At 63.7% G+C, this 25771-nt stretch carries 25 protein-coding genes; 8 read left to right on the plus strand and 17 right to left on the minus strand.

Translation table 11 applies throughout. The features are described 5' to 3' along the window. Window positions 1-84 precede the first annotated feature (84 nt). Window positions 85-852 carry a transcriptional regulator GlcC gene (glcC, locus tag QCE69_RS21890; protein ID WP_309818218.1) on the minus strand — a complete coding sequence of 256 codons (768 nt, stop codon included), beginning with the start codon at window positions 850-852 and terminating at the stop codon, window positions 85-87. Between the two features lie 237 nt (window positions 853-1089). Between glcC and fae the strand changes: the two genes are divergently transcribed. Then, on the plus strand, window positions 1090-1623 hold the full coding sequence (gene fae, locus QCE69_RS21895) for a formaldehyde-activating enzyme (RefSeq protein ID WP_309923088.1): 534 nt from the start codon (window positions 1090-1092) through the stop codon (window positions 1621-1623). 37 nt (window positions 1624-1660) lie between these two features. On the opposite strand, the gene QCE69_RS21900 is transcribed toward fae, so the two are convergent. Then, window positions 1661-2137, minus strand: coding sequence for a transcriptional regulator (locus QCE69_RS21900; RefSeq protein WP_309932960.1), 477 nt, complete (start codon window positions 2135-2137; stop codon window positions 1661-1663). Continuing rightward, entirely contained in the window at window positions 2134-2481 is a 348-nt protein-coding gene (locus QCE69_RS21905) for a DUF6516 family protein (RefSeq protein ID WP_309932962.1), read from the minus strand. The genes QCE69_RS21900 and QCE69_RS21905 overlap by 4 nt, the downstream gene beginning before the upstream one ends. A 395-nt stretch (window positions 2482-2876) precedes the next feature. Between QCE69_RS21905 and katG the strand changes: the two genes are divergently transcribed. Continuing rightward, window positions 2877-5144 carry a catalase/peroxidase HPI gene (gene katG / locus QCE69_RS21910; protein ID WP_309932964.1) on the plus strand — a complete coding sequence of 756 codons (2268 nt, stop codon included), beginning with the start codon at window positions 2877-2879 and terminating at the stop codon, window positions 5142-5144. A gap of 150 nt (window positions 5145-5294) precedes the next feature. Continuing rightward, a complete protein-coding gene (locus QCE69_RS21915) occupies window positions 5295-6110 on the plus strand; it encodes an isocitrate lyase/phosphoenolpyruvate mutase family protein (protein WP_309932966.1) in 816 nt (271 codons plus the stop codon). On the opposite strand, the gene QCE69_RS21920 is transcribed toward QCE69_RS21915, so the two are convergent. The 5 genes from QCE69_RS21920 to QCE69_RS21940 all read right to left on the minus strand — a co-directional run bounded on the left by QCE69_RS21920 (window position 6091) and on the right by QCE69_RS21940 (window position 10459). Then, window positions 6091-6567 carry an NUDIX domain-containing protein gene (locus QCE69_RS21920; RefSeq protein WP_309923098.1) on the minus strand — a complete coding sequence of 159 codons (477 nt, stop codon included), beginning with the start codon at window positions 6565-6567 and terminating at the stop codon, window positions 6091-6093. The genes QCE69_RS21915 and QCE69_RS21920 overlap by 20 nt on opposite strands. Continuing rightward, the gene (locus QCE69_RS21925) at window positions 6564-7862 is read right to left on the minus strand and encodes an adenylosuccinate synthetase (protein WP_309932968.1); all 1299 of its coding nucleotides are present in this window, start codon (window positions 7860-7862) and stop codon (window positions 6564-6566) included. Before QCE69_RS21925 ends, QCE69_RS21920 begins: the two co-directional genes overlap by 4 nt. A 10-nt stretch (window positions 7863-7872) precedes the next feature. Further along, the gene (locus QCE69_RS21930) at window positions 7873-8544 is read right to left on the minus strand and encodes an HAD hydrolase-like protein (RefSeq protein WP_309932971.1); all 672 of its coding nucleotides are present in this window, start codon (window positions 8542-8544) and stop codon (window positions 7873-7875) included. Further along, on the minus strand, window positions 8541-9635 hold the full coding sequence (locus QCE69_RS21935) for a hypothetical protein (protein WP_309932973.1): 1095 nt from the start codon (window positions 9633-9635) through the stop codon (window positions 8541-8543). The genes QCE69_RS21930 and QCE69_RS21935 overlap by 4 nt, the downstream gene beginning before the upstream one ends. A 68-nt stretch (window positions 9636-9703) precedes the next feature. Further along, window positions 9704-10459 carry a HisA/HisF-related TIM barrel protein gene (locus QCE69_RS21940; RefSeq protein WP_309932975.1) on the minus strand — a complete coding sequence of 252 codons (756 nt, stop codon included), beginning with the start codon at window positions 10457-10459 and terminating at the stop codon, window positions 9704-9706. Between the two features lie 247 nt (window positions 10460-10706). Here QCE69_RS21940 and QCE69_RS21945 point away from each other — a divergent pair, with 247 nt between their 5' ends. Further along, window positions 10707-12053 (plus strand): pyridoxal-dependent decarboxylase, encoded by a 1347-nt coding sequence (locus QCE69_RS21945; protein ID WP_309923107.1) that lies wholly within the window; start codon window positions 10707-10709, stop codon window positions 12051-12053. Between the two features lie 3 nt (window positions 12054-12056). Here the strand turns inward: QCE69_RS21945 and QCE69_RS21950 are convergent, their stop codons facing one another. From QCE69_RS21950 to QCE69_RS21970, 5 genes are all read right to left on the minus strand, one after another. Next, on the minus strand, window positions 12057-12935 hold the full coding sequence (locus QCE69_RS21950; RefSeq protein WP_309818230.1) for an isocitrate lyase/PEP mutase family protein: 879 nt from the start codon (window positions 12933-12935) through the stop codon (window positions 12057-12059). A 34-nt stretch (window positions 12936-12969) separates the two neighbouring features. Further along, window positions 12970-14397, minus strand: a complete 1428-nt coding sequence (locus QCE69_RS21955; RefSeq protein ID WP_309932977.1) for an MFS transporter — start codon at window positions 14395-14397, stop codon at window positions 12970-12972. An 83-nt stretch (window positions 14398-14480) separates the two neighbouring features. Then, on the minus strand, window positions 14481-15167 hold the full coding sequence (locus tag QCE69_RS21960; RefSeq protein WP_309932979.1) for a GntR family transcriptional regulator: 687 nt from the start codon (window positions 15165-15167) through the stop codon (window positions 14481-14483). 105 nt (window positions 15168-15272) lie between these two features. Continuing rightward, window positions 15273-16088, minus strand: coding sequence for a cytochrome c (locus QCE69_RS21965; RefSeq protein ID WP_309932980.1), 816 nt, complete (start codon window positions 16086-16088; stop codon window positions 15273-15275). A 10-nt stretch (window positions 16089-16098) separates the two neighbouring features. Further along, a complete protein-coding gene (locus QCE69_RS21970; RefSeq protein WP_309923114.1) occupies window positions 16099-16881 on the minus strand; it encodes an IclR family transcriptional regulator in 783 nt (260 codons plus the stop codon). Window positions 16882-17072: 191 nt separating this feature from the next. Here QCE69_RS21970 and QCE69_RS21975 point away from each other — a divergent pair, with 191 nt between their 5' ends. Both QCE69_RS21975 and QCE69_RS21980 read left to right on the plus strand, forming a co-directional pair. Further along, window positions 17073-18398 carry an MFS transporter gene (locus tag QCE69_RS21975; protein WP_309923117.1) on the plus strand — a complete coding sequence of 442 codons (1326 nt, stop codon included), beginning with the start codon at window positions 17073-17075 and terminating at the stop codon, window positions 18396-18398. Window positions 18399-18411: 13 nt separating this feature from the next. Then, window positions 18412-18858, plus strand: coding sequence for a type II 3-dehydroquinate dehydratase (locus QCE69_RS21980; RefSeq protein WP_309923118.1), 447 nt, complete (start codon window positions 18412-18414; stop codon window positions 18856-18858). On the opposite strand, the gene QCE69_RS21985 is transcribed toward QCE69_RS21980, so the two are convergent. The 3 genes from QCE69_RS21985 to QCE69_RS21995 all read right to left on the minus strand — a co-directional run bounded on the left by QCE69_RS21985 (window position 18855) and on the right by QCE69_RS21995 (window position 22580). After that, on the minus strand, window positions 18855-20459 hold the full coding sequence (locus QCE69_RS21985) for an acyl-CoA synthetase (protein ID WP_309932982.1): 1605 nt from the start codon (window positions 20457-20459) through the stop codon (window positions 18855-18857). The genes QCE69_RS21980 and QCE69_RS21985 overlap by 4 nt on opposite strands. Before the next feature lie 64 nt (window positions 20460-20523). Next, entirely contained in the window at window positions 20524-22080 is a 1557-nt protein-coding gene (locus QCE69_RS21990) for an MFS transporter (protein ID WP_309932984.1), read from the minus strand. Beyond that, complete coding sequence (locus QCE69_RS21995) at window positions 22077-22580, minus strand: MerR family transcriptional regulator (RefSeq protein WP_309923124.1); 504 nt, start codon at window positions 22578-22580, stop codon at window positions 22077-22079. Before QCE69_RS21995 ends, QCE69_RS21990 begins: the two co-directional genes overlap by 4 nt. A 213-nt stretch (window positions 22581-22793) precedes the next feature. Between QCE69_RS21995 and pssA the strand changes: the two genes are divergently transcribed. Next, window positions 22794-23402 (plus strand): CDP-diacylglycerol--serine O-phosphatidyltransferase, encoded by a 609-nt coding sequence (gene pssA, locus QCE69_RS22000; protein WP_309932987.1) that lies wholly within the window; start codon window positions 22794-22796, stop codon window positions 23400-23402. Window positions 23403-23419: 17 nt separating this feature from the next. Here the strand turns inward: pssA and QCE69_RS22005 are convergent, their stop codons facing one another. Continuing rightward, window positions 23420-24631, minus strand: coding sequence for an MFS transporter (locus QCE69_RS22005; RefSeq protein WP_309932988.1), 1212 nt, complete (start codon window positions 24629-24631; stop codon window positions 23420-23422). Between the two features lie 162 nt (window positions 24632-24793). On the opposite strand from QCE69_RS22005, the gene QCE69_RS22010 reads away from it, so the two are divergent. Continuing rightward, window positions 24794-25714 carry a LysR family transcriptional regulator gene (locus tag QCE69_RS22010; RefSeq protein ID WP_309932989.1) on the plus strand — a complete coding sequence of 307 codons (921 nt, stop codon included), beginning with the start codon at window positions 24794-24796 and terminating at the stop codon, window positions 25712-25714. Window positions 25715-25771: the final 57 nt, after the last annotated feature.

Below are 25771 nucleotides of genomic sequence, written 5' to 3' on the forward strand. Positions count from 1 at the left end.
TGCCAGAGGGGCTGGATCGCCGTGTTCAATCAGGACGCGGCTGAGCGAATTTCCGCACGGCAATGCGGCGCGCGTGCTGCCGGGCTACTGCCAGCCTTTCAGCCGCAGCGTCGCCCGCACGAGGCGCTGTTCCTCCGCCTCGATCTCGCGCAGGCAGGCCGTGGTGGTATCGATATGCGTGCTCGCGGCCTTGCGCGCGAGTTCGGGCTGCTTGCCGAGCACGGTCTTGTAGAGGCGGGCGTGCTGCTTGTCGATGACCCGCTTCTCGGCCGCGCGGTGATAGAGGTTGTTGACCGACGCGAAGACCGAGCTCAACAGCAGGTCGGTCAGGGAGCTGAGCGTGTGGACCAGCACGGGATTGTGCGAAGCCTCGCAAATGGCGAGGTGAAAGTTGTAGTCGAGCTGGGCGCGCTTCGACTCGCCGATCTCGCTCTCGTTGGCGGCAAGCATCTCTTCGTAACGGCGCGTGATGAGCGCGAAATCCGCCTGGGTGCCGCGCAATGCGGCGAGTCGGGCCGATTCGGCTTCGAGCATCGCGCGCACCTCGAAGATGTCGTAGAGCGTGCGGGGCTGCGAGCCGAGCAGATGCATCATCGGCGTGAGCGCGGGCTGCGTCGTGAGCGCGGCGACGAACGAGCCGCGTCCGTGCGAGGTCTCGATGATGCCCCGCGTGCGCAGCACTTTCAGCCCTTCGCGCACCGCTGAGCGCGACGCGCCAAGCTTCACCGTCAGCCGCCGTTCGGACGGCAGCGCCTGACCCGGCTTCAGGACGCCATCGACGATCAGGCTTTCGATACGTTCCGCCACGACGTCCGCGATCTGCGACGCGTCTTCCGGATGGGATGGATGCATGGCATGTCTCACTGGTCCGACCACTTGAAGCACTCTAGCATGGGTCATGCGGGACGAGCATCGATCAGCGCGATCGGCTGAATCTCAGTCAATCTGTCACGCCGCGCGGACAGTGTGTCCCTGCGGACAGACCGAACACAGCGCCGCGCCTTGTCCGGGCGCAATGGCACCGTACTTGCATGAGGGTGGCCCCTTGATCGACCGAATCTTTACTCCGTCCTGAAAGGAGAAGTCTTCATGAATCCGGATCTGACCTTCCGCGCCGGCGAGGCCACCGTGCTTGCCGCTCCCGGACAAACCACCGATGCGATGCCGGAAATATTGATTGGCCGGGTGGACGGTCCCGTGGGTCACGCCTTTGCGAACATGATGGCGCAGTCGAAGGGACACACGGCCATGTTCGCCATTCGCGCGTGCAATCAGATGGTCCGCCCCGCGACCATGATCGTGCCGAAAGTGACGCTGAAGGACATGGCGAACATCGACCTGTTCGGCGGTGTGGTGCAGTCCGCGACGGCGGATGCCGTGGTCGATTGCCTGATCGAAGGCATCTTGCCTAAGGACCAGGCCAACGACCTGTGCATCATCAGTCTGGTGTGGATCGACCCGCGTTGCGCAACGGACGCGAACCTCGACAAGAAGGACATGTACCGCACGAACTACGAAGCCACCAAACTGGCTATCCAGCGCGCGATGAACAACGAGCCGAGCGTCGACGAGCTCATTGCGAACCGCCACAGCATCAAGCACGACATGGACGACTGGAGTTAGTCCGGAGCCATCGCGCGGCACGCAGCGGCTCAGCGGCTCAGCGGCCTCCTGCCGCGCGTGTTTCCTTCTTGCGCGGAGTGGCTTCCTTGCGCGGACCGGGTGACGCGTTCACGGCCTCCGCCGGCAGCGCCGCAGCGAGTGTCTGAGCCGCGGAAGCGGCGGGCTGGGTGAGATCCGCTGTTTTCAAGGTGAAATTGACATGCACCGTGTCATAGGGAAACACGATGCCGCCGCTCTCGTCATGTTCAAGCAAGCCGGTTTCGAGCAGCGCCTTGACGTCGCCGTGAACGCCTTTCACGTCGCGTTCGATACGCCGCGACAGTTCGCGGATGGACATGGCGCCCGCGCCGGTCATGGCGCGGATGATCTGCCAGCGCGACGTGGTGAACGTGCGGAACAGCAGTTCGGGGGTGGCATAGGAGAAGTGCGCGCCCTGAGCCTTGCCGGCGGCTGCGGCCTGTGCGCGTTTCATGACGTCGTCGAGGGACGACACGCTTATCGTGACGGTCTTCATGGTCTTGACCTCCATCTCTGCAAGATTTCCATATCCATCCTGAAGTCGGCCAGCAGCTGATTCAGTGAGGAAGATTCATAAGGCGACCCGGTATTCGTGAAATGACGGTGGTCACCCTTGCGACGCTTGTTGTCGTAGCGCAGCACGCACACGTTCCGCGCGACGAACGCAAGCCTGTACTTCCACGAATGCGAGCATCCCGGAACCGGCACAGGAACTTGCCAGAACTTCATTTCAACGAGCGAGTCTGGCGAGAGCTCATGGCGCTCGCCAAGGATCAGAATGGCTTTGCCTTTGCTGTTGGAAATTGTGACAACACCTTGTGGTGTTGTCAAATCTTCCAACGTTTGCCGGCTGCGCACCATTTGCCGGACGGCGGACTTGACGAAGCATGAGGATCGAGGCTCGCACAGTTCGTCATGCCGGGGCCGTCATACGCTGCTAGACTGAAAAGCTCATTGCGGAGGCGCTCATGCATCCCGCAGCGCAGCATCAGCAAGCCGTGCACGGGTGGCAAGCCTATAGCCGGCCCCTATCGGCCGCATTGCGAAAATCGCATTCTATTGATGGTGGCTGTCACGTATTTTCTGAAATACGGCAGGACCGGCGGTCATGCGAACTCCGCATTGCCGCACGCATCGATTTCATTCACGGGTGCGGGGCGGATTCACCGGACCCGACGTCAAGGCAGGAGCACAGCAGAACAATTAGTGGGACCGTCCTCGCAAGGAGATAGCGCATGTCAAACGAATCGAAGTGTCCGTTTACTCATGCCGCCGGTACCGGCACGACGAACCGTGACTGGTGGCCCAGGCAGCTACGCGTAGATCTGTTGAATCAGCACTCCGGCAATTCCAATCCACTCGATACCGGCTTCAACTATGCCGAAGCCTTCAAGAGTCTCGATCTCGCCGTGGTCAAGAAAGACCTTGCCGCATTGATGACCGACTCGCAGGAATGGTGGCCCGCCGACTTCGGCCACTACGGTCCGCTCTTCATTCGCATGGCGTGGCATAGCGCGGGTACCTACCGCATCGGCGATGGCCGGGGAGGCGGTGGCCGCGGCCAGCAACGTTTCGCGCCGCTCAACAGCTGGCCCGACAACGTCAGTCTCGACAAGGCCCGTCGCCTGCTCTGGCCGATCAAGCAGAAATACGGACAGAAGCTTTCCTGGGCCGACCTCATCATCCTGACCGGCAATGTCGCGCTGGAAACCATGGGCTTCAAGACCTTCGGCTTCGCCGGCGGTCGCGAGGACACGTGGGAGCCGGATCAGGACGTCTATTGGGGCAATGAAAAGACCTGGCTCGGCGGCGATGTGCGCTACGGCAAGGGAGCAGCCGGCAATGACGACGACCAGGGCGTCATCACCGCCGACGTACAGAAGCACGGCGAGGAAGAAAGCCGGACCGACGGCGGCCGCAATCTCGAAAATCCGCTCGGCGCGGTGCAGATGGGCCTGATCTACGTCAATCCGGAAGGCCCGGACGGCAATCCGGATCCGCTCGCCGCCGCGCACGACATTCGCGAGACCTTCGCGCGCATGGCGATGAACGATGAGGAAACCGTCGCGCTGATCGCGGGCGGACATACCTTTGGCAAGACGCACGGCGCGGGTCCGGCCGACAACGTCGGTCCCGAGCCGGAGTCCGCCGATCTCGAAAACATGGGCCTCGGCTGGAAGAACAGCTTCGGCAGCGGCAAGGGCGCGGACACCATCACGAGCGGTCTCGAAGTGACCTGGACCACGACTCCGACGAAATGGGGCAGCGGTTTCTGGGAAAACCTCTTCGGCTACGAATGGGAGCTGACCAAGAGCCCGGCCGGCGCGAATCAATGGGTGGCGAAGGACGCGGGCGAAACCGTTCCGCATGCGTACGACGCGTCGAAGAAGCTGAAGCCGACGATGCTGACCACCGACCTGTCACTGCGCTTCGATCCGGAATACGCGAAGATTTCAAAGCGCTTCTGGGAGAACCCCGACCAGTTCGCCAATGCCTTCGCGCGCGCATGGTTCAAGCTGACGCATCGCGACATGGGACCGAAGGCCCGCTATCTCGGACCGGAAGTGCCGCAGGAAGAACTGCTGTGGCAAGACCCGATTCCGGCCGTCGATCATCCGCTCGTGACCGATCAGGAAGTCGCGGCGCTCAAGCAGAAGGTGCTGGCGTCGGGGCTGTCGGTGGCGGAACTGGTGTCGACGGCATGGGCGTCGGCGTCCACGTTCCGGGGCTCGGACAAGCGCGGCGGCGCGAACGGCGCGCGCATCCGGCTTGCGCCGCAGAAGGACTGGCAGGTCAACGAGCCCGAGCAGCTGGCGAAGGTGCTGAAGTCGCTCGAAGGCATTCAGGGCGAATTCAACGGCGCGCAATCCGATGGCAAGCGCATCTCGATGGCCGACCTGATCGTGCTGGCGGGCGGCGCAGCCATCGAGAAAGCGGCGGAGCAGGCCGGGCACAAGGTGAACGTGCCGTTCACGCCGGGCCGCATGGATGCGTCGCAGGAGCAGACCGACGTCCTCTCGATGTCGGCGATGGAACCGGTCGCCGACGGCTTCCGCAACTACGTCAAGGACGGCATCCGGGTGCCGGTCGAGGCGCTGCTGATCGACAAGGCGCAACTGCTGACGCTGAGCGCGCCGGAGATGACCGCGCTCGTGGGCGGACTGCGGGCGTTGAAGGTGTCATCGGGGAACGGCGCGCACGGCGTCTTCACCGACAAGCCCGAAGCGCTGACCAACGACTTCTTCGTCAACCTGCTCGACATGAACACGGAGTGGCAACAGATGTCGTCCCGCCGCGATGTGTTCGAAGGCCGCGATCGCAAGTCGGGGCAGCGCAAGTGGACCGGCAGCCGCGTCGATCTGATCTTCGGCGCGCATTCGGTGCTGCGGGCGTTGTCGGAGGTGTATGCCAGCGCGGACGGCCAGGCGAAGTTCGTCAATGACTTCGTTGCCGCGTGGAGCAAGGTGATGGATCTCGACCGCTACGATCTGAAGAAGAGTTGAAGACGAGTTGAGGAAGTAAGCGCAGGCCGGCATCCGGCGTGACGAACGGCGACCTTCCCAGGTCGCCGTTTTTCATGGCGGGCGCGTTGATGCCGGAGAGGGTATTGTCTACGCTCACGCTCACGCTCGCACATCGACAGGAGACACGTCATGCCCCGCACCACCGCCGAGAAGCGCGCGGCCTTTCGCGCGCTGCACGAATCGGGCTGCTTCATGCTGCCCAATCCCTGGGATACAGGTTCCGCGCGCTATCTCGAAACGCTTGGTTTCAAGGCGCTCGCGACGACGAGTTCCGGCTTCGCCTGGTCGTGCGGGTACGCGGACAATCACGTCTCGCGCGATGACGTGCTGGCGCACCTGCGCGAGATCGTCGCCGCGACGGACCTGCCCGTGAACGCCGACTTCGAAAGCGGTTTCGGCGCGACCTCGGCCGAGGTCGCGGAAAGCGTCAGGCTGGCGGTGGCGACGGGCGTCGCGGGTTTGTCGATCGAGGATTCGACTGGCGATGAAGCCGCGCCGTTGTTTGCCATCGAAGTCGCGGTGGAACGCATGCAGGCGGCGCGGCGCGCGATCGATGAAACGGGCGGCGATACGCTGCTCGTCGGGCGCGCGGAGAATTTCTTCGCCGGCAAGCCCGATATCGACGACGCCATCGCGCGTCTCAAGGCTTATTCCGCAGCGGGCGCCGATTGTCTCTACGCGCCCGGCATCAAGACGCGCGAGCAGATCGAGGCCGTGGTGCGGGCCGTCGCGCCGAAGCCGGTGAATCTCCTGATCGGCGGCGTGTCCGACTTCACGCTGGATCAGGTCGCGGCGCTCGGCGTGCGGCGCGTCAGCGTGGGCGGCGGACTGGCGCGCGCCGCGTGGGGCGGTTTCATGCGCGCGGCGCAAGGTCTCGTCGACGGCCGTTTCGACGGATTCAAGGACGCCGCCGCGGGCAACGATCTCAACGCGATCTTTCGCTGAGCGCCAACAGGACGCGGTGCGCGTGCAAAGGGTGCGCCGCTTCGACGATGTCGAGCGGCGCATCGAAGCGAAGGCCGGGTTCCAGCGCGAGCGGGATCAGCCAGCGCAGGTTGGGAATGACGCTGTCCGGCAGCGCGTCGACCGGGAAGATGCCGATCTCCTCGGATTCGCCGCGCCGCGCGGAAAACGCCTCGGCGCTGCTAGTGAAGAAGAAGTCGATCCTGTATGAACCGGGCCTGACAAGTCGCACGTAGTTGATCCAGTCGTCAGGCGTTGAGGCGACCATTGCTTCTTCCATGAACTCGCGCGCCATGGCGTCGGCGGCGGTTTCGCCCGGCTCGACCTTGCCGCCCACGCCATTCACCTTGCCGCGCTGCCATTCGGGCTTCAGCTTGGACACCAGCACGACGTGGCGCTTGCACTCGGAGAACATGAATCCGGTGACGTACTCGATCATGCGCTCAGCTCGGCAATTGCCAATGGATGATGGCTGCCGATCCTGATGGTTTCGCTGCGGTCGGCGCCGTAGGAAACGAAGCGGATCTTCGCGGACAGGTGCGACTGGATGAAACCAAGGTAATGCCTGAGTTCGGCGGGAAAGTCATCGACTGAATCATATCGGCCGGTCAATGGCGGCCAGCCAGGCAAACGCTCATAGACCGGTTCGACGTCCTCGAATTGCACCAGCGCCTCATTCGCCGACACCGCGCGTCCATTCAGGCTATAGCCGGTGCAAACCGTTATCTCCTTCATGCCGGCCAGCACGTCCACATTGGTGATGGCGATTTCCGTCACGCCTGCCAGCCTGACCGCATGATCGACCAGCGGCAGATCCAGCCAGCCGCATCGTCTGGGCCGCTTCGACACCGTGCCGTATTCGTGGCCTCGCTCGCGAATGTAATCCGCGCGCTCATCGTCGAGTTCCGTGGGAAACGGCCCGTTGCCCACCCGGATCATATAAGCCTTCATGACGCCTAGCACATGCATCTTGTGCGCAGGGATGCCCATCATGCCGAAGCAGTTCTGCGGCAGCGTTTGATAAGCGACCGTGTACGGATACGTGCCGAATGCGCAGTCCAGAAAGGCCGCCTGCGATGTTTCGAGCAACACGCCTTCGTTAGCCGCCAGTGCTGCGCTGATTTTTTCGTCGGTGAAACACTCGTAGTGTCTGACAGTCTTGCCGAGTTCGAGAAGCTTGTCGAACTCGCAATCGAATTCGAGGTCCAGCGTGCCCCCGAATACCTGTTCGATCTGTTTCTTCCGGATATCCCACAGCAATGAAAGCCGCTGCCGCAGCGTGTCGGGATTCCGCGTGTCGATCAGCCGGATGCCGTGCCGGTTCGACTTGTCCTCGAAACACGCGCCCACGCCGACGCCGACCGAACCAATCTTCTTCGCGCCCTTGAAGTTCTCAGACGCCCGGTTCAGCCGGGCGTGAATCGGCAACACGATATGACAGCGGGGGTCGATATGAATCTTGTTGTCGGGGTGGACGGACTCGATATAGGCGATTTCGCGTTCCAGGGTTTCGAGACTGAGCAGCGAACCCTGGCATACATAAAGTTCCTTCGCGCCTTCGAGCGTGGCGGGAATCTGCGAGAACGCGGCCTTGGTTTCACCGACATTCACCGTGTGTCCGGCATTCGCGCCGCCGTTGAAACGGGCGATATGCTTGTAGCGCCGCGAAAGATAATCGACGAACTTGCCCTTGCCTTCATCCCCGAATTGCAGACCCATTACAGCATGAAACATGAATGACTTCCTAAAGAGATTGATTCAGCGCGATCGCGTCGGCGAACGTCGCGGCTTGCATCAGGGAATGAGCGACAGGTACGCCAACTTGTGAAAGGCGTTCATGGCTATGGGTCCCCGATGAATACAGAACAGCGTGAACACCGGCAGCGCGCGCGGCCAGTGCGTCATCGATCGAGTCGCCGATCACGACAATTGCACCGGCCTCGACGCCATGCGTTTCTTTCAGCAAATCGATGTGCGCGACCAGGTGATCGAGCTTGCCATTGCGCGTAAGCGGAAGATCTCGTCCGTGAACGTAGCAAAAGTACGCATCGATTTCGAAACGGCGGATCATGCCGGCAAGCACGGGGTGTTTGAGCAGCGAGCAGATGGATTGACTCGTCCGGCTCGCGATAACTTCGCGTGCATCGTGAGCCAATGGCGCGAGATGAATCGCATCCCGATAGTAATCGTTGAAGATCACGCCGATGGCATCGAGTTCGGCATCCAGAATTTCTCTTCCGAGAATGCTGCTGTAGAAATCATGTACCGGGACGCAGTAGAGAGCGCGGTAGTCTTCGAGCGATAACTCGCCAAGCTTGAAGTGTCGCAGTGCGCGATTGGTGGCTTCCAGGGCAATGCTCACATCGTTCAATAACGTACCGTTCCAGTCCCAGACAATATGTGCTTCGTTATTCATTGCATCTTGCTATGTGTGCAGGAACACGACTGGACGAGTGCGAAGAACCCGGCCGGCGCGCGCGGGCGGTTTTTCAACGTCGCCATATCGTGTCTCGACTGTTCCATGGAGACCGGCATCGCACCGATATCGTCGACGAGCGACAGCAGCGATGTCGAGAAATCGGCCCATTGGTCGAGCGTCGTGTGGTAGAGATTCGAATCCTCAGCGACAGGAAATTTCCTGAGCAGGCGGTGATGTCTGAAACTCCAGGGAGAGAGCGTATCGAGCCGCTGCGCATCGAAAATGGCTTCGTCATGCTGATAGCCCGTGACGCGAAGCATCTTTTCCCAGTGCAGTTCCGCAGCCCAGGGCCCGACTACCGCGTCAGGCGCCGCATTCAGGATCTCTTCGGCCCGGTTCAATGTATTGCCCGTGCCGCAGTTATCGTCGATGAGACGAATTCTCTTGCAATGGGCAGTACTGCTTCCCCAGATCATGTCCGAATTGTTTTCGGAGTCATCGTAAGCAGAGAGTTTCAGGAAGTTCAGTTGCGCGTCATGAATGGCCGCAAGCAACGCAGCCGGCGCACCGCCGCCCAGCAAAATGCCGATGCAGCAATCCCACTCCGCCTCCCGTGAAAACATGCCGGCCGAGATCGACAGTGCGTGATTGTCGCCTTCGAGAAACACCCGAGGCACCGAATCCAGTACTTCGCGCGGCATGGCATCTCTGGAAAAGCGCGCGGTGGGCGGCACATGCGACGAACCGAGAAGCAGCGCCACCAGTTGTCCGGCGTATTCCTTGATTGCATCGATGAGTGGAATGATCGCGTCATTGCTGATCCGCTTTGTCAGACACGCATCAAGCATTCTCAGCAACTTGTTCAGAAGGTGATCGGCGAGAATGTAGCGGGCGGGGCGGGAGCACAGGTTGTTATCGCATTCGAGGTTCTCGTTGATTGCAGAAAGGACGAGGATTTCTTCCAGCAGGTCGCGGCCGCTCGCCGTTTGATAATAGTTTTTCGAGCGCGATGCCATGCCGCTGTCGTGCGTGCCGATCAGCGCTGGAAAATCTCGCACATCGCGGTGAATCAGATCGAGCTCGTGCAAGCCTCCTCTCATGTCACCGAGGAGGCCGAACGTGGACAGGCTCGGGAAACGGCTCAGCCATGAACGGGTCATACGGTCGCAATCTGCCCTAGCTGTGCTTCGATCTCGCCGTACGACAGACTGCCGCAATGCAGCGCCTGCCCCAGCACCGTTCCTTCCACGCCAATAGCCTCGAGCGCGACGATATCCTCGATGCTCGACACGCCTCCGCCGGAAACGACGGGCTTGCAGGTTCTCTTCTTCATGGCTTCGAGCAGGCGAAGATTGGGGTGATTCATGGTTCCGCCCCGGTTCACGTCGGTCACCACGTAGCGCGGGCATCCGAGTTCATCCAGTGTCGCCAGTTTCGGCCACAAGTCTCCCGATTCGTCATTCCAGCCGCGGCTGGTCAGCGTATAACCGGAATCCGACTCGCGGACGTCCAATGCAATGGCAATCTTTTCGCCATATCGCCTGAAAAGACTTTCGCACCAATGCGGATTTTCGAGCGCCGCCGTGCCGATATTGATCCGGGCGCATCCCGCGTCGATTAATTGGGCAACGTCAGTTTCAGTCCTGATTCCGCCGCAGACCTGCACGTTGGCTTTAACCCGCTTCAATAGTTCGATGATCAGATGCCGGTTGTTTCCCTTGCCTGCGGCGGCATCCAGGTCGACCACGTGAATCCAGCGCGCGCCCGCGTCCTGAAAGGCAAGCGCCAGATCGACGGGACTGCCCAGCTGCTCTGCTTTCATGTCCTGACCGAGCGTGGCGGCAATCGCGGTTCGGGAAGTCAATGCATTCGAATCAACGATATCGACCGACGGATATAAAGTGAAATTCATGCTCCTCCTCGAAGTGTGCTTTTTCGAGAGATTCAATGAGATGACTGGCATCAAAAGGAATGAATCGAATCAAGGGTAAATATGAATTGAAAATATAGGCCGGAGTTATTTTGAGAGTAATCCAGAAGTAATCTGTTCATAGACAACCATCAACTATTAGCTGACTTCAGGCTGCAATCTGGCGATGCGCGCACGATCGGCGCGCGCAGGTGACAATGAGCTTCTTTCCGACATAGCCAGGATTCGCATGGACGAACTCACGCTGCTCGCCGACGCCAACGACCGCGCCCGCCGCTATCTCGAATCCGCCGCCACGCGCCGCGTGTTTCCCGATGCCGCGGCACTCGCCGGCCTCGAAGCCTTCGACGAGCCCTTGCCCGATCACGGCCACCCGCCGTCCGATGGCCTTCGGCTGCTCGACGAAAAAGGCTCTCCCGCCACGGCGGTATCCAACGGCCCGCGATACTTCGGCTTTGTCGTCGGCGCGACGCTGCCTGCCGCTGCTGCGGCTGAACGGCTGATGCTGGCGTGGGACCAATGCGCGTCGTCGTTCGACAACTCGCCGGTCTCGGCGACCATCGAACGCATTGCCGCGCGCTGGGTCGTGGATGTACTCAGGCTGCCGGAGGGCAGCGCGGTCGGCTTCGGCACCAGCGCGACCGCCTGCACGATGGCGGCCATCGCCGCGGCGCGCCGGGCGTTGCTGGCGCGCAAAGGCTGGGACTTCGACGCGGACGGGCTGATCGGCGCGCCCGAAGTGAAAGTGGTGATCTCAGAGATGGCGCACATCACCGTCAGGAAGGCGCTGCGCATCCTGGGCTTCGGCATGAAGCGCGTGATCGTCGCGCCGGCGGACGAATACGGGCGCATCGATCCCGAACGCGTGCCGCCGCTCGACGACATGACCATCTTCTGCATGCAGGCCGGCGAAGTGAACACCGGCGAGTTCGATCCGTTCGCCATGCTCGTGCCGCACGCAAAAGCGGCGGGCGCGTGGGTACACGTGGATGGCGCATTTGGCTTGTGGGCGCGGGCGTCGTCGAAGGCGTTTCTGACGGACGGCATCGACGGCGCGGACAGCTGGACCACGGACGGCCACAAGTGGCTGAACACGCCTTATGACGGCGCCATGGTGATCTGCCGCGACGCCGCCGCGCTCGCGTCCGCGATGAACAGCGATGCCGTCTACCTGACCGGCGCGCCGGACGCGCAGAAGAACCTGACGCTGGAGTTCTCGCGCAGGCCGCGCGGCATTCCGGTCTGGGCGGCGTTGCGCTCGCTCGGGCGCGCGGGTGTCGCGACGATGATCGAGCGGCATTGCGCGCAGGCTTCACGAATCGCCGAGGGCTTGCGCGAGGCGGGCTACGAGGTGCTCAATCGTGTGGTGATCAATCAAGTGCTGGCGCGCGCCGCGACCGACGAGCAGACCGTCGCGATCCGTCAGGCGGCGCAGGCCTCCGGCGATACCTGGTTCGGCGCCACCGTGTGGCAGGGGCGGCCCGCGTTCCGGATCAGCGTGTCGTCGTGGCGCACGACCGACGAGCACGCGGACCAGCTGGTCACGCTGCTCGCCGATCTCAAGCGGCGCGTCTGAACTTCAATCCGCGTGTGCGCGATCGAAAGCCCAGACATCCGGGAAGCCCATCAGTTCGCACATCGCGGAGAACGGATACATCGCGTCCGCTGCGCTCTCCGTGTTCTTGCGGGCGAGGATCTGTCCGTACGCGTCCTTGAGCGCCTTCGCGGCGGTCAGGAAGCCCGTCGCCGGATAGATCGCCAGTGTGAAGCCGAGCTTCTGGAACTCGTCGGGCGCAAGCTGCGGCGTGCGTCCGCCTTCCACCACGTTCACCAGCAGCGGCTGGTCGAAGCTGCGGCCAATCTTCTCCAGTTCCTCGACGCTCTCCGGCGATTCGATGAACAGCACGTCCGCGCCCGCCTTCGCGAATGCTTCGGCGCGGCGCAGCGCTTCATCGAGACCGAGCGAGGTGCGCGCATCGGTACGCGCGATGATCTGGAAGTTGCTGTCGCTGCGGCTTTCCGCGGCGACCTTGATCTTGCGCACCATGTCTTCCAGCGGAATCACGCGACGGCCCGGCGTGTGGCCGCACTTCTTCGGGAACTCCTGGTCTTCGAGCTGGATGCCCGCCGCGCCCGCCTGCTCATAGCCGCGCACCGTATGCGCGACGTTGAGCAGGCCGCCGTAGCCGGTGTCGCCGTCGCAGATCATCGGCGTATTCGTGCCGCCGCAGAAGGCCGCGACGCGGTTGACCATGTCGGTGTAGGTGGCGAGGCCCGCGTCCGGCAGGCCGAGGTACGACGCCACCGTGCCGAAGCCGGTCATGTACAGGCATTCGAAGCCCATGGAATCGGCCATCTTCGCGGAGATCATGTCGAAGATGCCCGGCGCGGTGACGAGGTCCTTGCGCGCGAAACGCGCTTTCAGCGCCTGGCGCTTGCTTTCGTGTGTGACGCTCATGAGGTCTTCCTTTCGTGACGATGTAAAGTAAGGATCAGCGCTGCGATTCGTGCGAAAGCGGCGAGCGGGCAAGCGGGTCGCCAGGTTCGAGCGACGGCGCGATGTCTTCCAGCGAGCGCCGGTTCGTCTCGATGCCGAATACCGCCAGCACGACGGTCATCACGACCAGCGTGCCGATGATCATCGACAGCACGTCCTTGACGCCGCCCGCCGTGTACATCACGACGACGAGCTGCGGCGCGAAGATGCCCGTGATGCGTCCCGCGCAGCCCGCGATGCCGTTGGCGCGCATGCGGTTCTCGGTCGCGAACAGTTCGGGAATATACGTGGCGATGCCGAGCGCAACGAGCAGATAGGTGAGCGTGAACAGCAGGAAGCCGAGCAGCGTCGCCATCTCGACGCCGGTCGAATGTCCGTACAGCCAGCCGACCACCGCCGCCAGCGCCGAGACCACGATGAGCCCGTTCCTGCGGCCGATGCGGTCGGCGAGGAACACGCCGAGCAGCGCGCCCGCCGGTCCGCCGAGCGCCATCAGCGACGAATAGCCCAGCGACGACGCCATGCCGATGCCCTGTTTCATCAGGAAGGTCGGCACCCAGACGATAAAGCCGTAGATGACCATGTTGACCGCCACCTGTACGACGATGGACACGAAGGTGCGGCGAATCTGCGCCAGCCCGAAGAGTTCGAGCAGCGTGGTCTTGCGCGTGACGGTGCGGGGCACGTCGGCGATGGGCGGCAGCGGCGCGGCGCGCGACGACTCTTCCTCGGCGGCGCGCAGGATCGCTTCGGCTTCTTCGTAGCGGCCTTTCGATTCGAGCCAGCGCGGCGATTCCGGCATTTTCTTGCGGATCACCCACACGATCATCGCGCCAACGCCGACCATGGCGAACATCGCGCGCCAGCCAATCGACGGAATGATCAGGTAGCCGAGGAAGGTCGAGAAGAACAGCGCGGAATTCGTCATCAGCGACAGCATCGCCGACCACTTGCCGCGCACGGCGGGCGGCATGAATTCGCCGATCGAGCCATAGCCGACCACGATCTCCGCGCCCAGCCCGAGCCCCATGAAGAAGCGGCACACGATGAGCCACGTCATGTTCGGCGCGAAGGCGCCCGCGATCGAGGCCAGCCCGAAGACCGCGAGATTGAACTGATACGTGAACTTGCGGCCCTTCGCGTCGCCGAGCACGCCGGCCGCGAAGGCGCCGAGCAGCATGCCGATGAAGGTCGACGAGAGAAACGCGGCGTTCAGCTGCAGGTTCGACCAGCCCGTCTTGGTGAGCGCGCCGAGCACGCCGCCTGCGAGATAGACGTCGAACGAATCGAGAAACATGCCCGCGCCGATCAGCCATAGCACGCGCTTGTGAAAGCCGGAAATCGGCAGCCGGTCCAGACGCGGACCGGCATTGACGGTGCTGACGGTGGTGTCAGCGGTGGTGGTGCCTTCGGTGCCCGGCATGTCGTGTCTCCTCTGTCGTCCAAGCGACTTTTTCAACGACGGTTCATCAATGCTGTTGCTGCTCGACGGTCATGCGCGACGCGTCATGCGGATGCCGCATGCTCCCTGTCGTAACGGTCGAGCACCGCCTTTTCGGCGGCAAGAATATGGCAGCGCGTGATGGCTTCCGCCCACGCGACGTTGCGTTGTTCGAGCGCCATGACGATTTCGAAATGCTGGCGCGCGCTGCGTTCGCGGTCCGCGTCGCTATAGGTGTCGAAGGTCCACTTGATGAGCGGCGTTTCCTTCATCGACTTGAGCGAGCGGTCGAGCCGCGCATTGTTGGCGGCCGCCGTGATGATGGCGTGGAACTCGCCGTTGGCGGCGAACCAGGCCTCGCAGGATTCGGGCGTGGATGGATGCTGCGTGATGGCGAACATCGCGTCGGCCAGCGTTTTCAGATGCGCGATGTCCGGCGCACCGATCCCAAGCGCCGCGCGGCCCGTGAGATACGGCTCGACCAGCAGGCGCGCTTCAAAGATCTCGCGCGCATCCTGCAGCGTCCACGCCTTGACCCGTACGCCGTAGTTCGGGCGGGTTTCGACCCAGCCTGCGGCGTCGAGGCGGCGCAGCGCCTCGCGCACCGGTGTGCGGCTCACGCCGAGGCTGCGGGCAAGTTGCTCCTCGCGCAGATACTGGCCCGCGCCGTACTGGCCGCCGGCGAGCGCCTCCTTGATCGCGAGATAGACGTCGTCGGCCGAGCGCGCGGGTTCCGGCGAAGTTGTATGCAAAACTTGCTGAGATTCGGCCACATGACACCTTTTTCACGCGTTCGACGGGATCATTGTATGCAAAGTGAGCCGGTTGAACCGTGGGGGATTTCCCGCAGTGCCTGCTTACTTCCGGTGTTTTGCCATGTAGCCGAGATAGGCAACGAGGGCGTCGAGATCGCTGTCGCTGATGGCGTTCTGGTCGAAGGCGGGCATTTTCATGTCCTGCCACGCGCGGATCGACTTCGGATTGCGGATGAAGGATTGCAACACCCACGGCTGGAAATATTCGGTGGGGTTGTGCGGGAGATTGAGATCGGGGCCCATCGAGGCATCGCCGGCGCCGTTCATCTTGTGGCACACGATGCATTGCGTCACGAACACGGCCTGGCCGCGCCGGATGGGCGAATTTGCCGGCACGCTTCGATCGACCGCGAGTTGCGGCCAACGCGCGGCGAGCGTCGGCGCGACGCGGATCGAGTCGACCTTGTAGGGCCATTGCTCGCTCGATACACCCGACAACGCCGGATCCAGCCACACGACATAGAACGGACCGATGTCGCCGCCTTCGGCCAGGCGCGGCCAGGGCGCGTCCGGCGTCTCGATGGCGAGCCACGGTTCCGCGCGCTTGCCGGGCTGGCCGAACAGCAGTTGCGGAGAAAGAGGTGTGACGAAGCCGTCGCTGGCGGTGATCTGGAGTTCCTGTTCCGCGGGCAGCGCGTTGACGCCGAGCAGCGCGCGCAAGGGCACGGCCCGATAGGTCATCGTGCGATGGAACACGACGTCGTTCGGAACGTGGATGGTGGCGGCGTCGGGACGCGCGAGCAACTGCTCGGTCGTGAGCGAGCGCTCACCGCCGACGTTGATCGCCAGGCTCGCCGCCCACGATGCGGCACTGAAGCCCATCAGGCTCGCTAGAACGAGGACACGGCGCAGGTTCATCGCATGTCCTTCAGCGCGTGTTGCTGAACAGCGGCGAGGCGAGACTGGCCGCCGCCAGTTCGTTCGCTGCGGCGAGCAAGGTGGGGCCGAGCGTGGCCATGCGTTTCTCGGTGAGCCGGATCAGCGGCCCCGCGATGCTGATGACGCCGATCGCCCGATGGCCGCGCCGCTGCACCGGCGCGGCCATCGCCGTCATGCCCGGCGCGAAGACCTCGTTGATGGTCGCGTAGCCGCGCGTGCGGGCCGCATGCACGAATTCGAGCAGGCCGGTCACGGTGGTCGGGGCGCGCGGCCCGTACTGCTTCGGCGTGCCGAAGCCCTGGCGCGACACGAGTTCGAGCGCGCGTTCGTCGCTCATCGTCATCATCCAGGCGTGGCCGGTCGCGCTGCACGAGAGGATGGTGTCCATGCCCATGTCCGGGTCGTAGCGCAGGCCCTTGAGCGCGCCTTGCGCCTTCGCGACCCACGTGAGGCGGTCGCCGTCCACGATGGCCAGCCGCACCAGTTCACCCGATTGTTCGGCGAGGCGATCGAGCATGCTCTGCGCGATATCGACGATGCCGGACGTCGCCAGATAGCTCAGCCCGAGACCGACGAGCCGCGTGGTGAGCACGTAGTCGCCGTGCTCGCGCAGCTGGCGGACATAGCCGCATTGCTTCAGATCCACCAGCAGCCGATGACACGCGCTGCGCGGAATTTCGAGCTGGTCGGAGATCATCGCGAGCGGCGTGCCTTCCATTTGCGTCGCGAGAAATTCGAGGACCGCCATGGTTCTTTCGGTGACGCCGGGCATTGCTTCCTCTTGCTGGGTCGGGCTTTGAAGAGCCGCATGATTGCATATGGCGGGATGAAATTCCACCCTGGAACGATGTCCCAGCGCTGCTGATAATCTGTGCGCCATGCCGGATTTCACGGCGATAAATGGAGAGGAGACACACACCTATGCAAGCCGCGACTCAACCGTCAACACCAGCGCATCAGTCGATGCGTACACGCGCCGTCACGGCCGCCGCCATCGGCACGGCGCTCGAATGGTTCGACTTCACACTGTACGGCGCACTGGCCGCGACCGTCCTGCCGAAGCTGTTCTTTCCGTCGATGGACGCGACCTCCGCGCTGCTCGCCTCGCTCGCGACGTTCGGCGTCGGGCTCGCGGCGCGTCCGCTCGGCGCGATCATCTGCGGACACCTGGGCGACAAGCTCGGCCGCCGCAATCTGATGCTCGGCACTGTTACGGTGATGGGCCTTGCGTCGATGCTGATGGGCTTCCTGCCGACCTACGCGAGCATCGGCGTATGGGCGCCGCTGTTGCTGGTGATTCTGCGTATTTTGCAAGGCTTCGCGCTCGGCGGCGAATCGACCGGCGCGCAACTGATGGCGATCGAACACGCCAGTCCGGATGCACGCGGCAAGTACTCGGGCCTGCTCGGCCTGTGCTCGCCGCTGAGTCAGATCATGGCGAACGGCGTGCTGCTCGGCCTGTCATCGACGATGTCGGCGGAGGCCTTCGACAGCTACGGCTGGCGCATTCCGTTCATCCTGAGCTTCGTGCTGGTGGTGGTCGGCGTGTATATCCGGCTGCGCGTGGCGGAGACGCCTGCGTTCGTGGCGCTCTCGAAGACCGACGTGGCGGACGTCGGCAGCCCGTTGCGCGATGCCTTGCGCCTGCACTGGCGCACCGTGTTGCGCTGGATGCTGTTCTTCTGCGGGCCGGCGGCGATCTTCTATCTGATCGTCGTGTTCTCGCTGAGCTATGTGACCAAGACGCTCGGCGTGCCGAAGCAGACCGGCTTCCTGCTGCTGATGGGCGCGAACGTCTGCGCGATCGTCGGAGCGCTCGCGGGCGGCATGCTGAGCGACCGGATCGGCAGGCGGCGTGCGCTGGCCATCGGCTCGACGGCCACGCTGCTGATGCTGTTCGTGTACTTCCAGATTCTCGACACGAAGAGCTTCCTGCCGATGCTGCTCGCCATGGGCTTCTTCCTCGGCTTCACGCAGTTCCAGAGCGGCATCCAGCCGGTGGCCTTCGCCGAAGCCTTTCCGACCAACGTGCGTTATTCGGGCTCCGCGCTGGCTTACACGGGCGCGAATCTCGTTGCCGGCGGCCCGATGCCCGTGCTCGCGGTGTGGCTCTTCGCGGTCTGCAACGGCTCGCCCTGGGGCGTGGTGGCGGTGTGCGTCGTGTTCAACCTGATTTCGCTCGCGATGATCCTGACCGCGCCGGAAACGCTGGGCATCGACATGAACCGTACCGACTCCGCGGCGGAAGTCGCGGGTGCGTCCTCGCCTTCTTCCCTGCAATCACACTGAACTGACGAAGCTGATGAATCCCACTGTCCATGTCCTGAACGGCTCGAACCTGAACATGCTCGGCAAGCGCGAGCCGCATCTCTACGGCACCACGACGCTCGCGCAAGTGCAGGCGCGCACCGAAGCGCTCGCGGGTGAACTCGGTCTTGTCTGCGAGTTTCGCCAGACCAATCACGAAGGCGTCATGGTGGACTGGCTGCAGGAAGCCTTCGAGAAGGACGCCGCCGTGATCATCAATCCGGCCGGCTTCTCCTTCTCGTCGATTCCCGTGCTCGATGCCATCAAGCTCATCCGCAAGCCCGTGATCGAAGTGCACATCACGAATATCCATCAGCGCGACGAGCAGTATCGGCATTCGCTTGTTTCGCTGGCGGCGCGCGGGGTGATCTGCGGGTTGGGGCCGCAGGGGTATCTGCTTGCGTTAAGGGCGGTTGCGGAGATGTTGCGGGAAGCCGCTTAGCCTTCGCCCGCCGTGAACTGCGCCCGCAACGACTTGCGGATGATCTTTCCTGTCGCGGTCATCGGCAGTTCGGCGGCGAAGCGCACTTCACGCGGATATTCATGCGCGGCGAGCCGCGTGCGCACGTGGTCCTGCAATTCGCGCACGAGTGCTTCGCCGGGTTCGAAGCCCTCGTTGAGCACGACCACCGCGCACACGATCTCCGTGCGCCGCGCATCCGGCACGCCGATGACCGCCGCAAAGCGCACCGCCGGATGCCGGATCAGACAATCCTCGATCGGTCCCGGCCCGATGCGGTAACCGGCGCTCGTGATGACGTCGTCGTCGCGGCCGAGGAAGCGGAAGAAGCCGTCTTCGAGGGTGCCGAGATCGCCGGTCAGCAGGAACTCGCCGCGAAACTTCTGCGCGGTCGCGGCTTCGTCCTGCCAGTAGCCGAGGAACATCACCGGATCCGGCCTCTCAATGGCGATATGACCCGGCGTGCCGTCGGGCACCGGTACGCCGTGATCATCGACCACGGCCACGCGATGCCCCGGCACCGCCCGGCCAATCGCGCCACTGCGCGGCTCGAACCAGCGCGCGCACGATGACAGCACCATGTTGCATTCGGTCTGTCCATAGAACTCGTTGATGGTGACGCCGAGCATCGCGCGTCCCCACGACAGCAGTTCCTCGCCAAGCGATTCCCCGCCGCTCGCCACCGAACGCAGCGCCAGACCGTCAGGCTTCGCACCGGGCGTCGCGCGCATCATCTTCAGCGCGGTAGGCGGCAGGAAGGTGTGGCTCACCTGATGCCGCGTGAGCAGGTCATACGCGGCGGCGCCGTCGAACTTGTCGAAGCGGCGCGCCAGTACCGGCACGCCGTGATGCCACGAAGGCATCAGCACGTCGAACAGACCGCCGATCCATGCCCAGTCGGCGGGCGTCCAGAACAACGTGGCGTCGAGGGGAAAGCATTGCTGCGACATCTCCACGCCCGGCAGATGGCCCGGCAAGATGCGATGCCCGTGCAGCGCGCCCTTCGGCTTGCCGGTCGTGCCGGAGGTATAGATGATGACGGCGGGATCGTCGGCGGCGGTATCGACTAAAGCCGGTTCATCGGATGCGGCCTCGATCGCCGGCCAGAAGTCCGATTCGGCACAGAACACATGATGCAGATCAGGCAAGGCGGCGCGGATCTGCGCAATCTTCGCGGCGCCTTCGGCATCCGTGATGACGGCCTTCGCGCCCGAATGCCCGAGGCGGAATTCAATGGCGTCCATGCCGAACAGCGCGAACAGCGGCACGGCGATGCAGCCCATCCGGTACGCCGCGAGATGCGCAATGGCAGCTTCCACCGACTGCCGCACGAAGATGGCGACGCGGTCGCCGCGTTCGACGCCCCGCGCCTTCATCGCGTTGGCGAAGCGGTTGGAAAGACGCTTGAGGTCATCGAAGCTATAGCGCTGCTGCGAGTGATCAGCGGCTTCGACGATCAGCGCCAGGCGGCCGGAGCCGTCCGCCCATTTGTCGCAGACGTCCTGCGCGATGTTGTAGCGCGCGGGGATGCGCCATTCGAACTGCGCTGCGACGGCTTCGTACGAGTTACCAGACGGGAGCATGGGGCGAGGGCGGGAAGGTTGATCGTGCGGACATCATACTTCGGTGCCCTGCGCGGCAACCGGTTCAGTCGATACGTTTCTGCCAGGCCGCCACCGCCCCGGCGACGAGCGCGACGCCGATCAGATAGTAGAAGCCATCCAGCGAACTCAGGAAGTTGGCTTGCTGCGCAACGAGGCGGCTGATCTCGCCCAGCGCGAGACTGCTGGCCTCGGACGCACTGTGCCCGCTGTTCAGGAAGCCGCCGAGCAGGCTCCGATAGGCATTCTCGAAGACCGGGTTGTACGGATTGATCGTTTCGACAAGCCGCGTCTGATGCAGCGCCACGCGATGTTGTTCGAGAATGATGATGGTCGCGGTGGAGAACGAGTAGGTCAGCTGCTTGACAATGTTCTTGAAGCGATAGCTGTGGCTGTATTCCTCGATCGCGAAGACGCGGAAGGTGAGATTCGCGACCGGCAGCGCGATGAAGAGCAGCAGCATGCCGCGCAGGATCATCGGGGCGATGAGCCAGCCCATGCTGACGTCGGGCGGCAGGCTGACCATCCACGCGCCGATGAACGCGGCCATCAGGAAGCCGGTCATGATGAGCCACTTCTTGTGCTTGATGCGCGCGGAATAGCGAAAGTAGATTACGGCCATGCCGAGCGACACCATCGAGGTCAGTCCGACTAGCCGCCCCGCGTTCTCCACCGGATAACGCAGCCCGCCTTCCAGCAGACGCGAGACGAGGAAGCTCATCGCGTTGTTGATGTAGTAGAACCCGATGTACAGCACGATGCCCACTTGAAACGTCTTCTCGCGCAAGGCCTGAAGGCGCAGCAGCGGACGCGGATGATGCCACTGATGCCAGACGAACCAGCCGAGCGCGAGCACGCCGGAGGCCGTCAGCACGATGAGTTCGGGCGAGCCGCTGAACAACTCGAAGCGCACTTGCTGCATGACGATCTGCAACGCGCTCTGCGCGAACGCGAAGATGATGTAAGGCCAGAAATGGGTGTCGCCGCGTTCTTCGGGCTGTACGCGGCCGGTCGAAGGCACGGCGAGGAAAGCGAGCAGCGCGAGCGTGGCGCCGCCGATTGCCGTGCAGGTGAACAGCGCGCGCCAGCCGAGCCACGCGACGAGATAGCCGCCGCACAGCGGCGCGAGCGCGGTGCCGAGCAGGATCATGTTGAGGAAACGGCGCGTCGCGGGCGGGCGCAGTTGCGGCGTGAAGCGCGTCTGGATCAGGATGCGCGCGGCGCTCATCATCGGGCCGATGAAATAACCCTGGAAGCCGCGCACGAGCGCCAGTTCGAGCGCGGACTCGGCGAACGTGGCCGCGACCGCGCCCGCTGCGAACAGCAGCAGACAGCCGGCGATGTATCGACGGTTGCCGATCCGTTCGATCCACCATTGCTGCTGCAGGATGCCGAGCACCGACGCGACCGCATACGCGCTGGAGGCCCAGACGAGTTCATCGGACGAAGCGTTGATGCCGCCCGCGATGGTGCTCGTGAAGAACGAGAAGACGGCGTTGTCGAAGTAGTCGAGGCCCGTTGCCAGCGCAATGGCCCACGCGAAGGAATCCGTCCGCAGCCTCTCCGCGATCCTTCCCGGCAAGCCGAACGATGCCGAGCTCATGCGTCATCGTCTCCCGCGCTCGCGGGTTTGCGCGGCTTGCGCGCGGCCAGCCGCTCCTGCAACAGCGCTTCCTTGCTTTCGCCCGCGATGCGCCGCCGCAGGTAGTCGAGGTCGTCGGCGAGATCCTTGCGCACCGCCTGCGCTTCCTTCAACTCGCGCCGCACGCCCGCGATGCGCGCGTCCACCGCTTCGATCTGCTGCGACAGCGCCTGCTCGATCTCGCGCAGCGATGCGCTCGAATAACCGGTACGGCCTTCGCCGAGCGTTTCCATCGGCCGCTTGAGCATCTCGACGATGCCCTGCAACGAGAAGCCGAGTGAACGCAGCCGCAGGATGCGCGCGAAGCGTTCCAGATCCTCTTCGCTGTACAGCCGGTAACGTCCTTCACTGCGGCTCGGCGTGACGAGCCCGCGTTCCTCGTAGTACTTGAGCGTGCGCGGGGTGACTTGCAGGCGTTCGGCGGCGTCGCGGATGGTGAGGAGCGCGGAGGGCGTGGACATGACGAATGACAGGAAACGATGCGTCGCAGTATAACGCAAACCTGTACGTTCACGTACAGGTTTGCCGGGCATGGGGCATGCTCGCCTTCGATCAATCGTTGAACGGGAACGCAGTGATAGACTCCAACGGCCTTTCACCGGGCCACGCGGCGCCTGCATCGGACACTGCCTGAACGTCCCGCACGCCACGAACGCCACGAACAAACAATACGAATGAAACGATTCTCGATGATCCGCGATTTCCACCTGGCCGACTGGTTCACGCTGGGCAACGCGGTATGCGGTACGGGTGCGCTGTTCTCGGCGATGTCCTATCTCGACGATTCCGATGTCCTGCACATCTATCTCGCCTGCGCACTGGTGTTCGCGGCGCTCGTCTTCGACGTGCTCGACGGACGCATCGCGCGGTGGCGTCAGAAGGCGTCGCTGCTCGGCAAGGAACTGGATTCGCTCGCGGACGTGATCTCGTTCGGCGTCGCGCCGGCGATCATCGCGTATGGCTTCGGCATGCGCGGCCTGTATGACCGCGTGATCCTGGCGTATTTCGTGGCGTGCGGCGTGTCACGTCTCGCGCGCTACAACGTGACGACGGAAGAGTTGTCGGGCGCCGCCGGGAAGGTCACGCATTTCGAAGGCACGCCCATTCCCACGTCCTTCCTGATCGTGCTGCTGCTGACAGTCGGAGCGGCGCTGGGCGCGATCGGCGAGAACATGTGGTTCGGCTCGGCGCGCATCGGCGGGTTCGTGCTGCATCCGCTCGTGCTGGTCTACGCCATCTCCGGTTCGCTGATGATCAGCCGCATCCGCATCCCCAAGCCCTAAACGCCCGACGGGCTGCGTCAGTGGTGCGACGCGTGATGCCGCCCGACCAGCAGGAAATGCACGAGCGCGAGCAGCGGAAACACCGTCGCGCAGACTGCGACGAGCGGCCAGCCGCCATGCTCGTAGATCTGGCTGGCGAACGCCGAGCCGAATGCCCCGCCCACGAAGATACTTGTCATGTAAACCGCGTTCAGCCGGTTGCGGCTCGCGGCATGCAGCGCATAGATCTCGCGCTGGCCGAGCACCATGTTCATCTGCACCGCGAAGTCGAGCAGGACGCCCGTCACGACCAGCGCGCCCACGCCCCACGCAGGGTGAATCAGAACCGGCAAGTACGCGAGCGCGGCCAGGATCAGCGCGGCGAAGGTGGCGCGCACGGTGTGGCCGGCATCGGCGAGACGTCCGGCGATCGGCGCCGAGGTCGCGCCCATTGCGCCGATCAGCGCGAAGATGCCGATAGCGGTCTGCGAAAGCCCGTAATGCCGCGTGAGTTCGATGGGAATCGCGGTCCAGAACAGGCTGAACGAGGCGAACATCAGCGCCTGATACAGCGAGCGATGACGCAGCACCGGCATCGTGCGGACGAGATGGCCGAGTGAGCCGATCAACTGGAAGTAGGTTGCCTGGTGATTCGGCTGGCGGCGCGGGATCGTGAGCGCCAGGACGGTCGTGATGACGACCATCAGCACGGCGGCTCCGGCGAACATGGCGCGCCAGCCGAAGTGGCCCGCGACGATGCTCGACACCGGCCGCGACAGCAGGATGCCGAGCAGCAGTCCGCTCATGATGGTGCCGACCACCTTGCCGCGCGATTCGTCCGGCGCGAGGTGCGCCGCGAGCGGAATCAGGATCTGCACCGCGACTGACGAAAAGCCGATCAGCAGCGAAATCACCAGGAACCAGCCGGGCGTGTGGGTGAACGCGGCGGCCGTCAGGCTCGCGATGGAGACGAGCGCGGTCGCGATCATCAGCTTGCGGTTTTCGAGCAGATCGCCGAGCGGCACGATGAAGAAGAGGCCGAGCGCATAGCCGATCTGCGTGAGCGAGACGATCAGGCTCGCCGTGCCGCCCGCCATGTGCAGCTCGGGCGCGATGAGTTCGGTGATGGGCTGCGCGTAATACAGATTCGCGACGATGGCGCCGCAGCAGAACGCGAACAGCGCGATCAGGCCGCGCGTGAGTTCGATGTGTTTGGTGCCGTCGAGCGTGGTCGATGTGGGTGTCGACATGAGAATTCCTTGAATGGCAGAGAGCGACTATACGGTGTTGCGGCGCAACCTGCTTGGGACGCCCGCAGCTTGAAGGGAAGCGTAATCGTTGCGTCCGGGTGACGGAATCACTCTAGAATGCAAGCTTGCGTTGCGTGCGATGCAACGAAAAAAAGGCACTGAATGGACAAGCTCCAGGCACTCAATACGCTTCTCGAAGTGGCCCGCGAAGGCGGGTTTGCCAAGGCCGCGCGGCGTCTTGGGGTCGCCACGTCGTCGGTGACGCGGCTGATGGACGCGCTCGAAGCATCGCTCGGCGCCGCCTTGCTCACGCGCACGCCGCGCAAGGTGAGCCTGACCGACGCCGGCGTCGCCTATGTGGACCAGGTCGGCCGTCTGCTCGACGATCTCGCCGAAGCCGACGAAAGCGTCTTCGACAGCGGCGCTGCGCCGGTCGGCGTGTTGCGCGTCGCGGTGCCGTCCACCTTCGGGCGGCTGCGGCTGGCCGGGCATCTGGCGGCGTTCATGGCGGAGCATCCGCGCGTGGTGCTCGACCTCGTCGTCGCGGATCACTACGCCGACCTCGTGACCGAGCGTATCGACGTCGCGGTGCGCATCGGCGTGCCGGACCGAGACGGCACGCTGATCGTGCGCAAGCTTGCGGACAATCCGCGCGTCGTCGTCGCGAGCGGCGGCTATCTCCGGCAGCGTGGCACGCCAGCGTCACCCGCGCACCTTGCCGAGCATGAATGTCTGCGTTTCGCCTATGGCGGCGGCCCTCGCGCGCGGCAGGAATGGACCTTTCGTGCGAAAGGCGGTGAGACGCGCGTGGAAGTGCAGGGGCACCTGCTGTCGAACAATCTGGACATGCTGCTTCAAGCCGCGCTCGCCGGACGCGGCATCGCACTGTTGCCCGCCTGGCTCGTGGATGCCGACGTGCGCGCCGGACGGCTCGTGCGGATGTTCGATCGCCACGAAGCGAGTCCGCACGAGAAGGCCGTGGTGATCCATGCGGCGTATCTGCCGAACCGGCGGCAGTCGAGCAAGGTCCGGGCGCTCGTGCGTTTCCTTGAGGCGCGCCTTGCCGCTCCGGACACGACCTGAACTCGCGTACCGGCTTCCTCTACATATGATTTGCCGCTGCCCGGCCGCTGCGAAAGA

This window comes from Caballeronia sp. LZ032, assembly GCF_031451315.1.
GTDB lineage: Bacteria > Pseudomonadota > Gammaproteobacteria > Burkholderiales > Burkholderiaceae > Caballeronia.

Excerpts from the sequence above, each read along its gene's own strand:
- QCE69_RS21975 (WP_309923117.1), top strand. The coding sequence starts at position 17,073 with ATGCGTACACGCGCCGTCACGGCCGCCGCCATCGGCACGGCGCTCGAA.
- fae (WP_309923088.1), top strand. The coding sequence starts at position 1,090 with ATGAATCCGGATCTGACCTTCCGCGCCGGCGAGGCCACCGTGCTTGCC.
- QCE69_RS21940 (WP_309932975.1), bottom strand. The coding sequence starts at position 10,459 with ATGAATTTCACTTTATATCCGTCGGTCGATATCGTTGATTCGAATGCA.
- QCE69_RS21950 (WP_309818230.1), bottom strand. The coding sequence starts at position 12,935 with ATGAGCGTCACACACGAAAGCAAGCGCCAGGCGCTGAAAGCGCGTTTC.
- QCE69_RS21945 (WP_309923107.1), top strand. The coding sequence starts at position 10,707 with ATGGACGAACTCACGCTGCTCGCCGACGCCAACGACCGCGCCCGCCGC.
- QCE69_RS21930 (WP_309932971.1), bottom strand. The coding sequence starts at position 8,544 with ATGAATAACGAAGCACATATTGTCTGGGACTGGAACGGTACGTTATTG.
- QCE69_RS22010 (WP_309932989.1), top strand. The coding sequence starts at position 24,794 with ATGGACAAGCTCCAGGCACTCAATACGCTTCTCGAAGTGGCCCGCGAA.
- QCE69_RS21900 (WP_309932960.1), bottom strand. The coding sequence starts at position 2,137 with ATGAAGACCGTCACGATAAGCGTGTCGTCCCTCGACGACGTCATGAAA.
- QCE69_RS21990 (WP_309932984.1), bottom strand. The coding sequence starts at position 22,080 with ATGAGCTCGGCATCGTTCGGCTTGCCGGGAAGGATCGCGGAGAGGCTG.
- QCE69_RS21985 (WP_309932982.1), bottom strand. The coding sequence starts at position 20,459 with ATGCTCCCGTCTGGTAACTCGTACGAAGCCGTCGCAGCGCAGTTCGAA.
- QCE69_RS21965 (WP_309932980.1), bottom strand. The coding sequence starts at position 16,088 with ATGAACCTGCGCCGTGTCCTCGTTCTAGCGAGCCTGATGGGCTTCAGT.
- QCE69_RS22005 (WP_309932988.1), bottom strand. The coding sequence starts at position 24,631 with ATGTCGACACCCACATCGACCACGCTCGACGGCACCAAACACATCGAA.
- QCE69_RS21970 (WP_309923114.1), bottom strand. The coding sequence starts at position 16,881 with ATGCCCGGCGTCACCGAAAGAACCATGGCGGTCCTCGAATTTCTCGCG.
- QCE69_RS21925 (WP_309932968.1), bottom strand. The coding sequence starts at position 7,862 with ATGTTTCATGCTGTAATGGGTCTGCAATTCGGGGATGAAGGCAAGGGC.
- pssA (WP_309932987.1), top strand. The coding sequence starts at position 22,794 with ATGAAACGATTCTCGATGATCCGCGATTTCCACCTGGCCGACTGGTTC.
- katG (WP_309932964.1), top strand. The coding sequence starts at position 2,877 with ATGTCAAACGAATCGAAGTGTCCGTTTACTCATGCCGCCGGTACCGGC.
- QCE69_RS21955 (WP_309932977.1), bottom strand. The coding sequence starts at position 14,397 with ATGCCGGGCACCGAAGGCACCACCACCGCTGACACCACCGTCAGCACC.
- QCE69_RS21980 (WP_309923118.1), top strand. The coding sequence starts at position 18,412 with ATGAATCCCACTGTCCATGTCCTGAACGGCTCGAACCTGAACATGCTC.
- QCE69_RS21995 (WP_309923124.1), bottom strand. The coding sequence starts at position 22,580 with ATGTCCACGCCCTCCGCGCTCCTCACCATCCGCGACGCCGCCGAACGC.
- QCE69_RS21920 (WP_309923098.1), bottom strand. The coding sequence starts at position 6,567 with ATGATCGAGTACGTCACCGGATTCATGTTCTCCGAGTGCAAGCGCCAC.
- glcC (WP_309818218.1), bottom strand. The coding sequence starts at position 852 with ATGCATCCATCCCATCCGGAAGACGCGTCGCAGATCGCGGACGTCGTG.
- QCE69_RS21915 (WP_309932966.1), top strand. The coding sequence starts at position 5,295 with ATGCCCCGCACCACCGCCGAGAAGCGCGCGGCCTTTCGCGCGCTGCAC.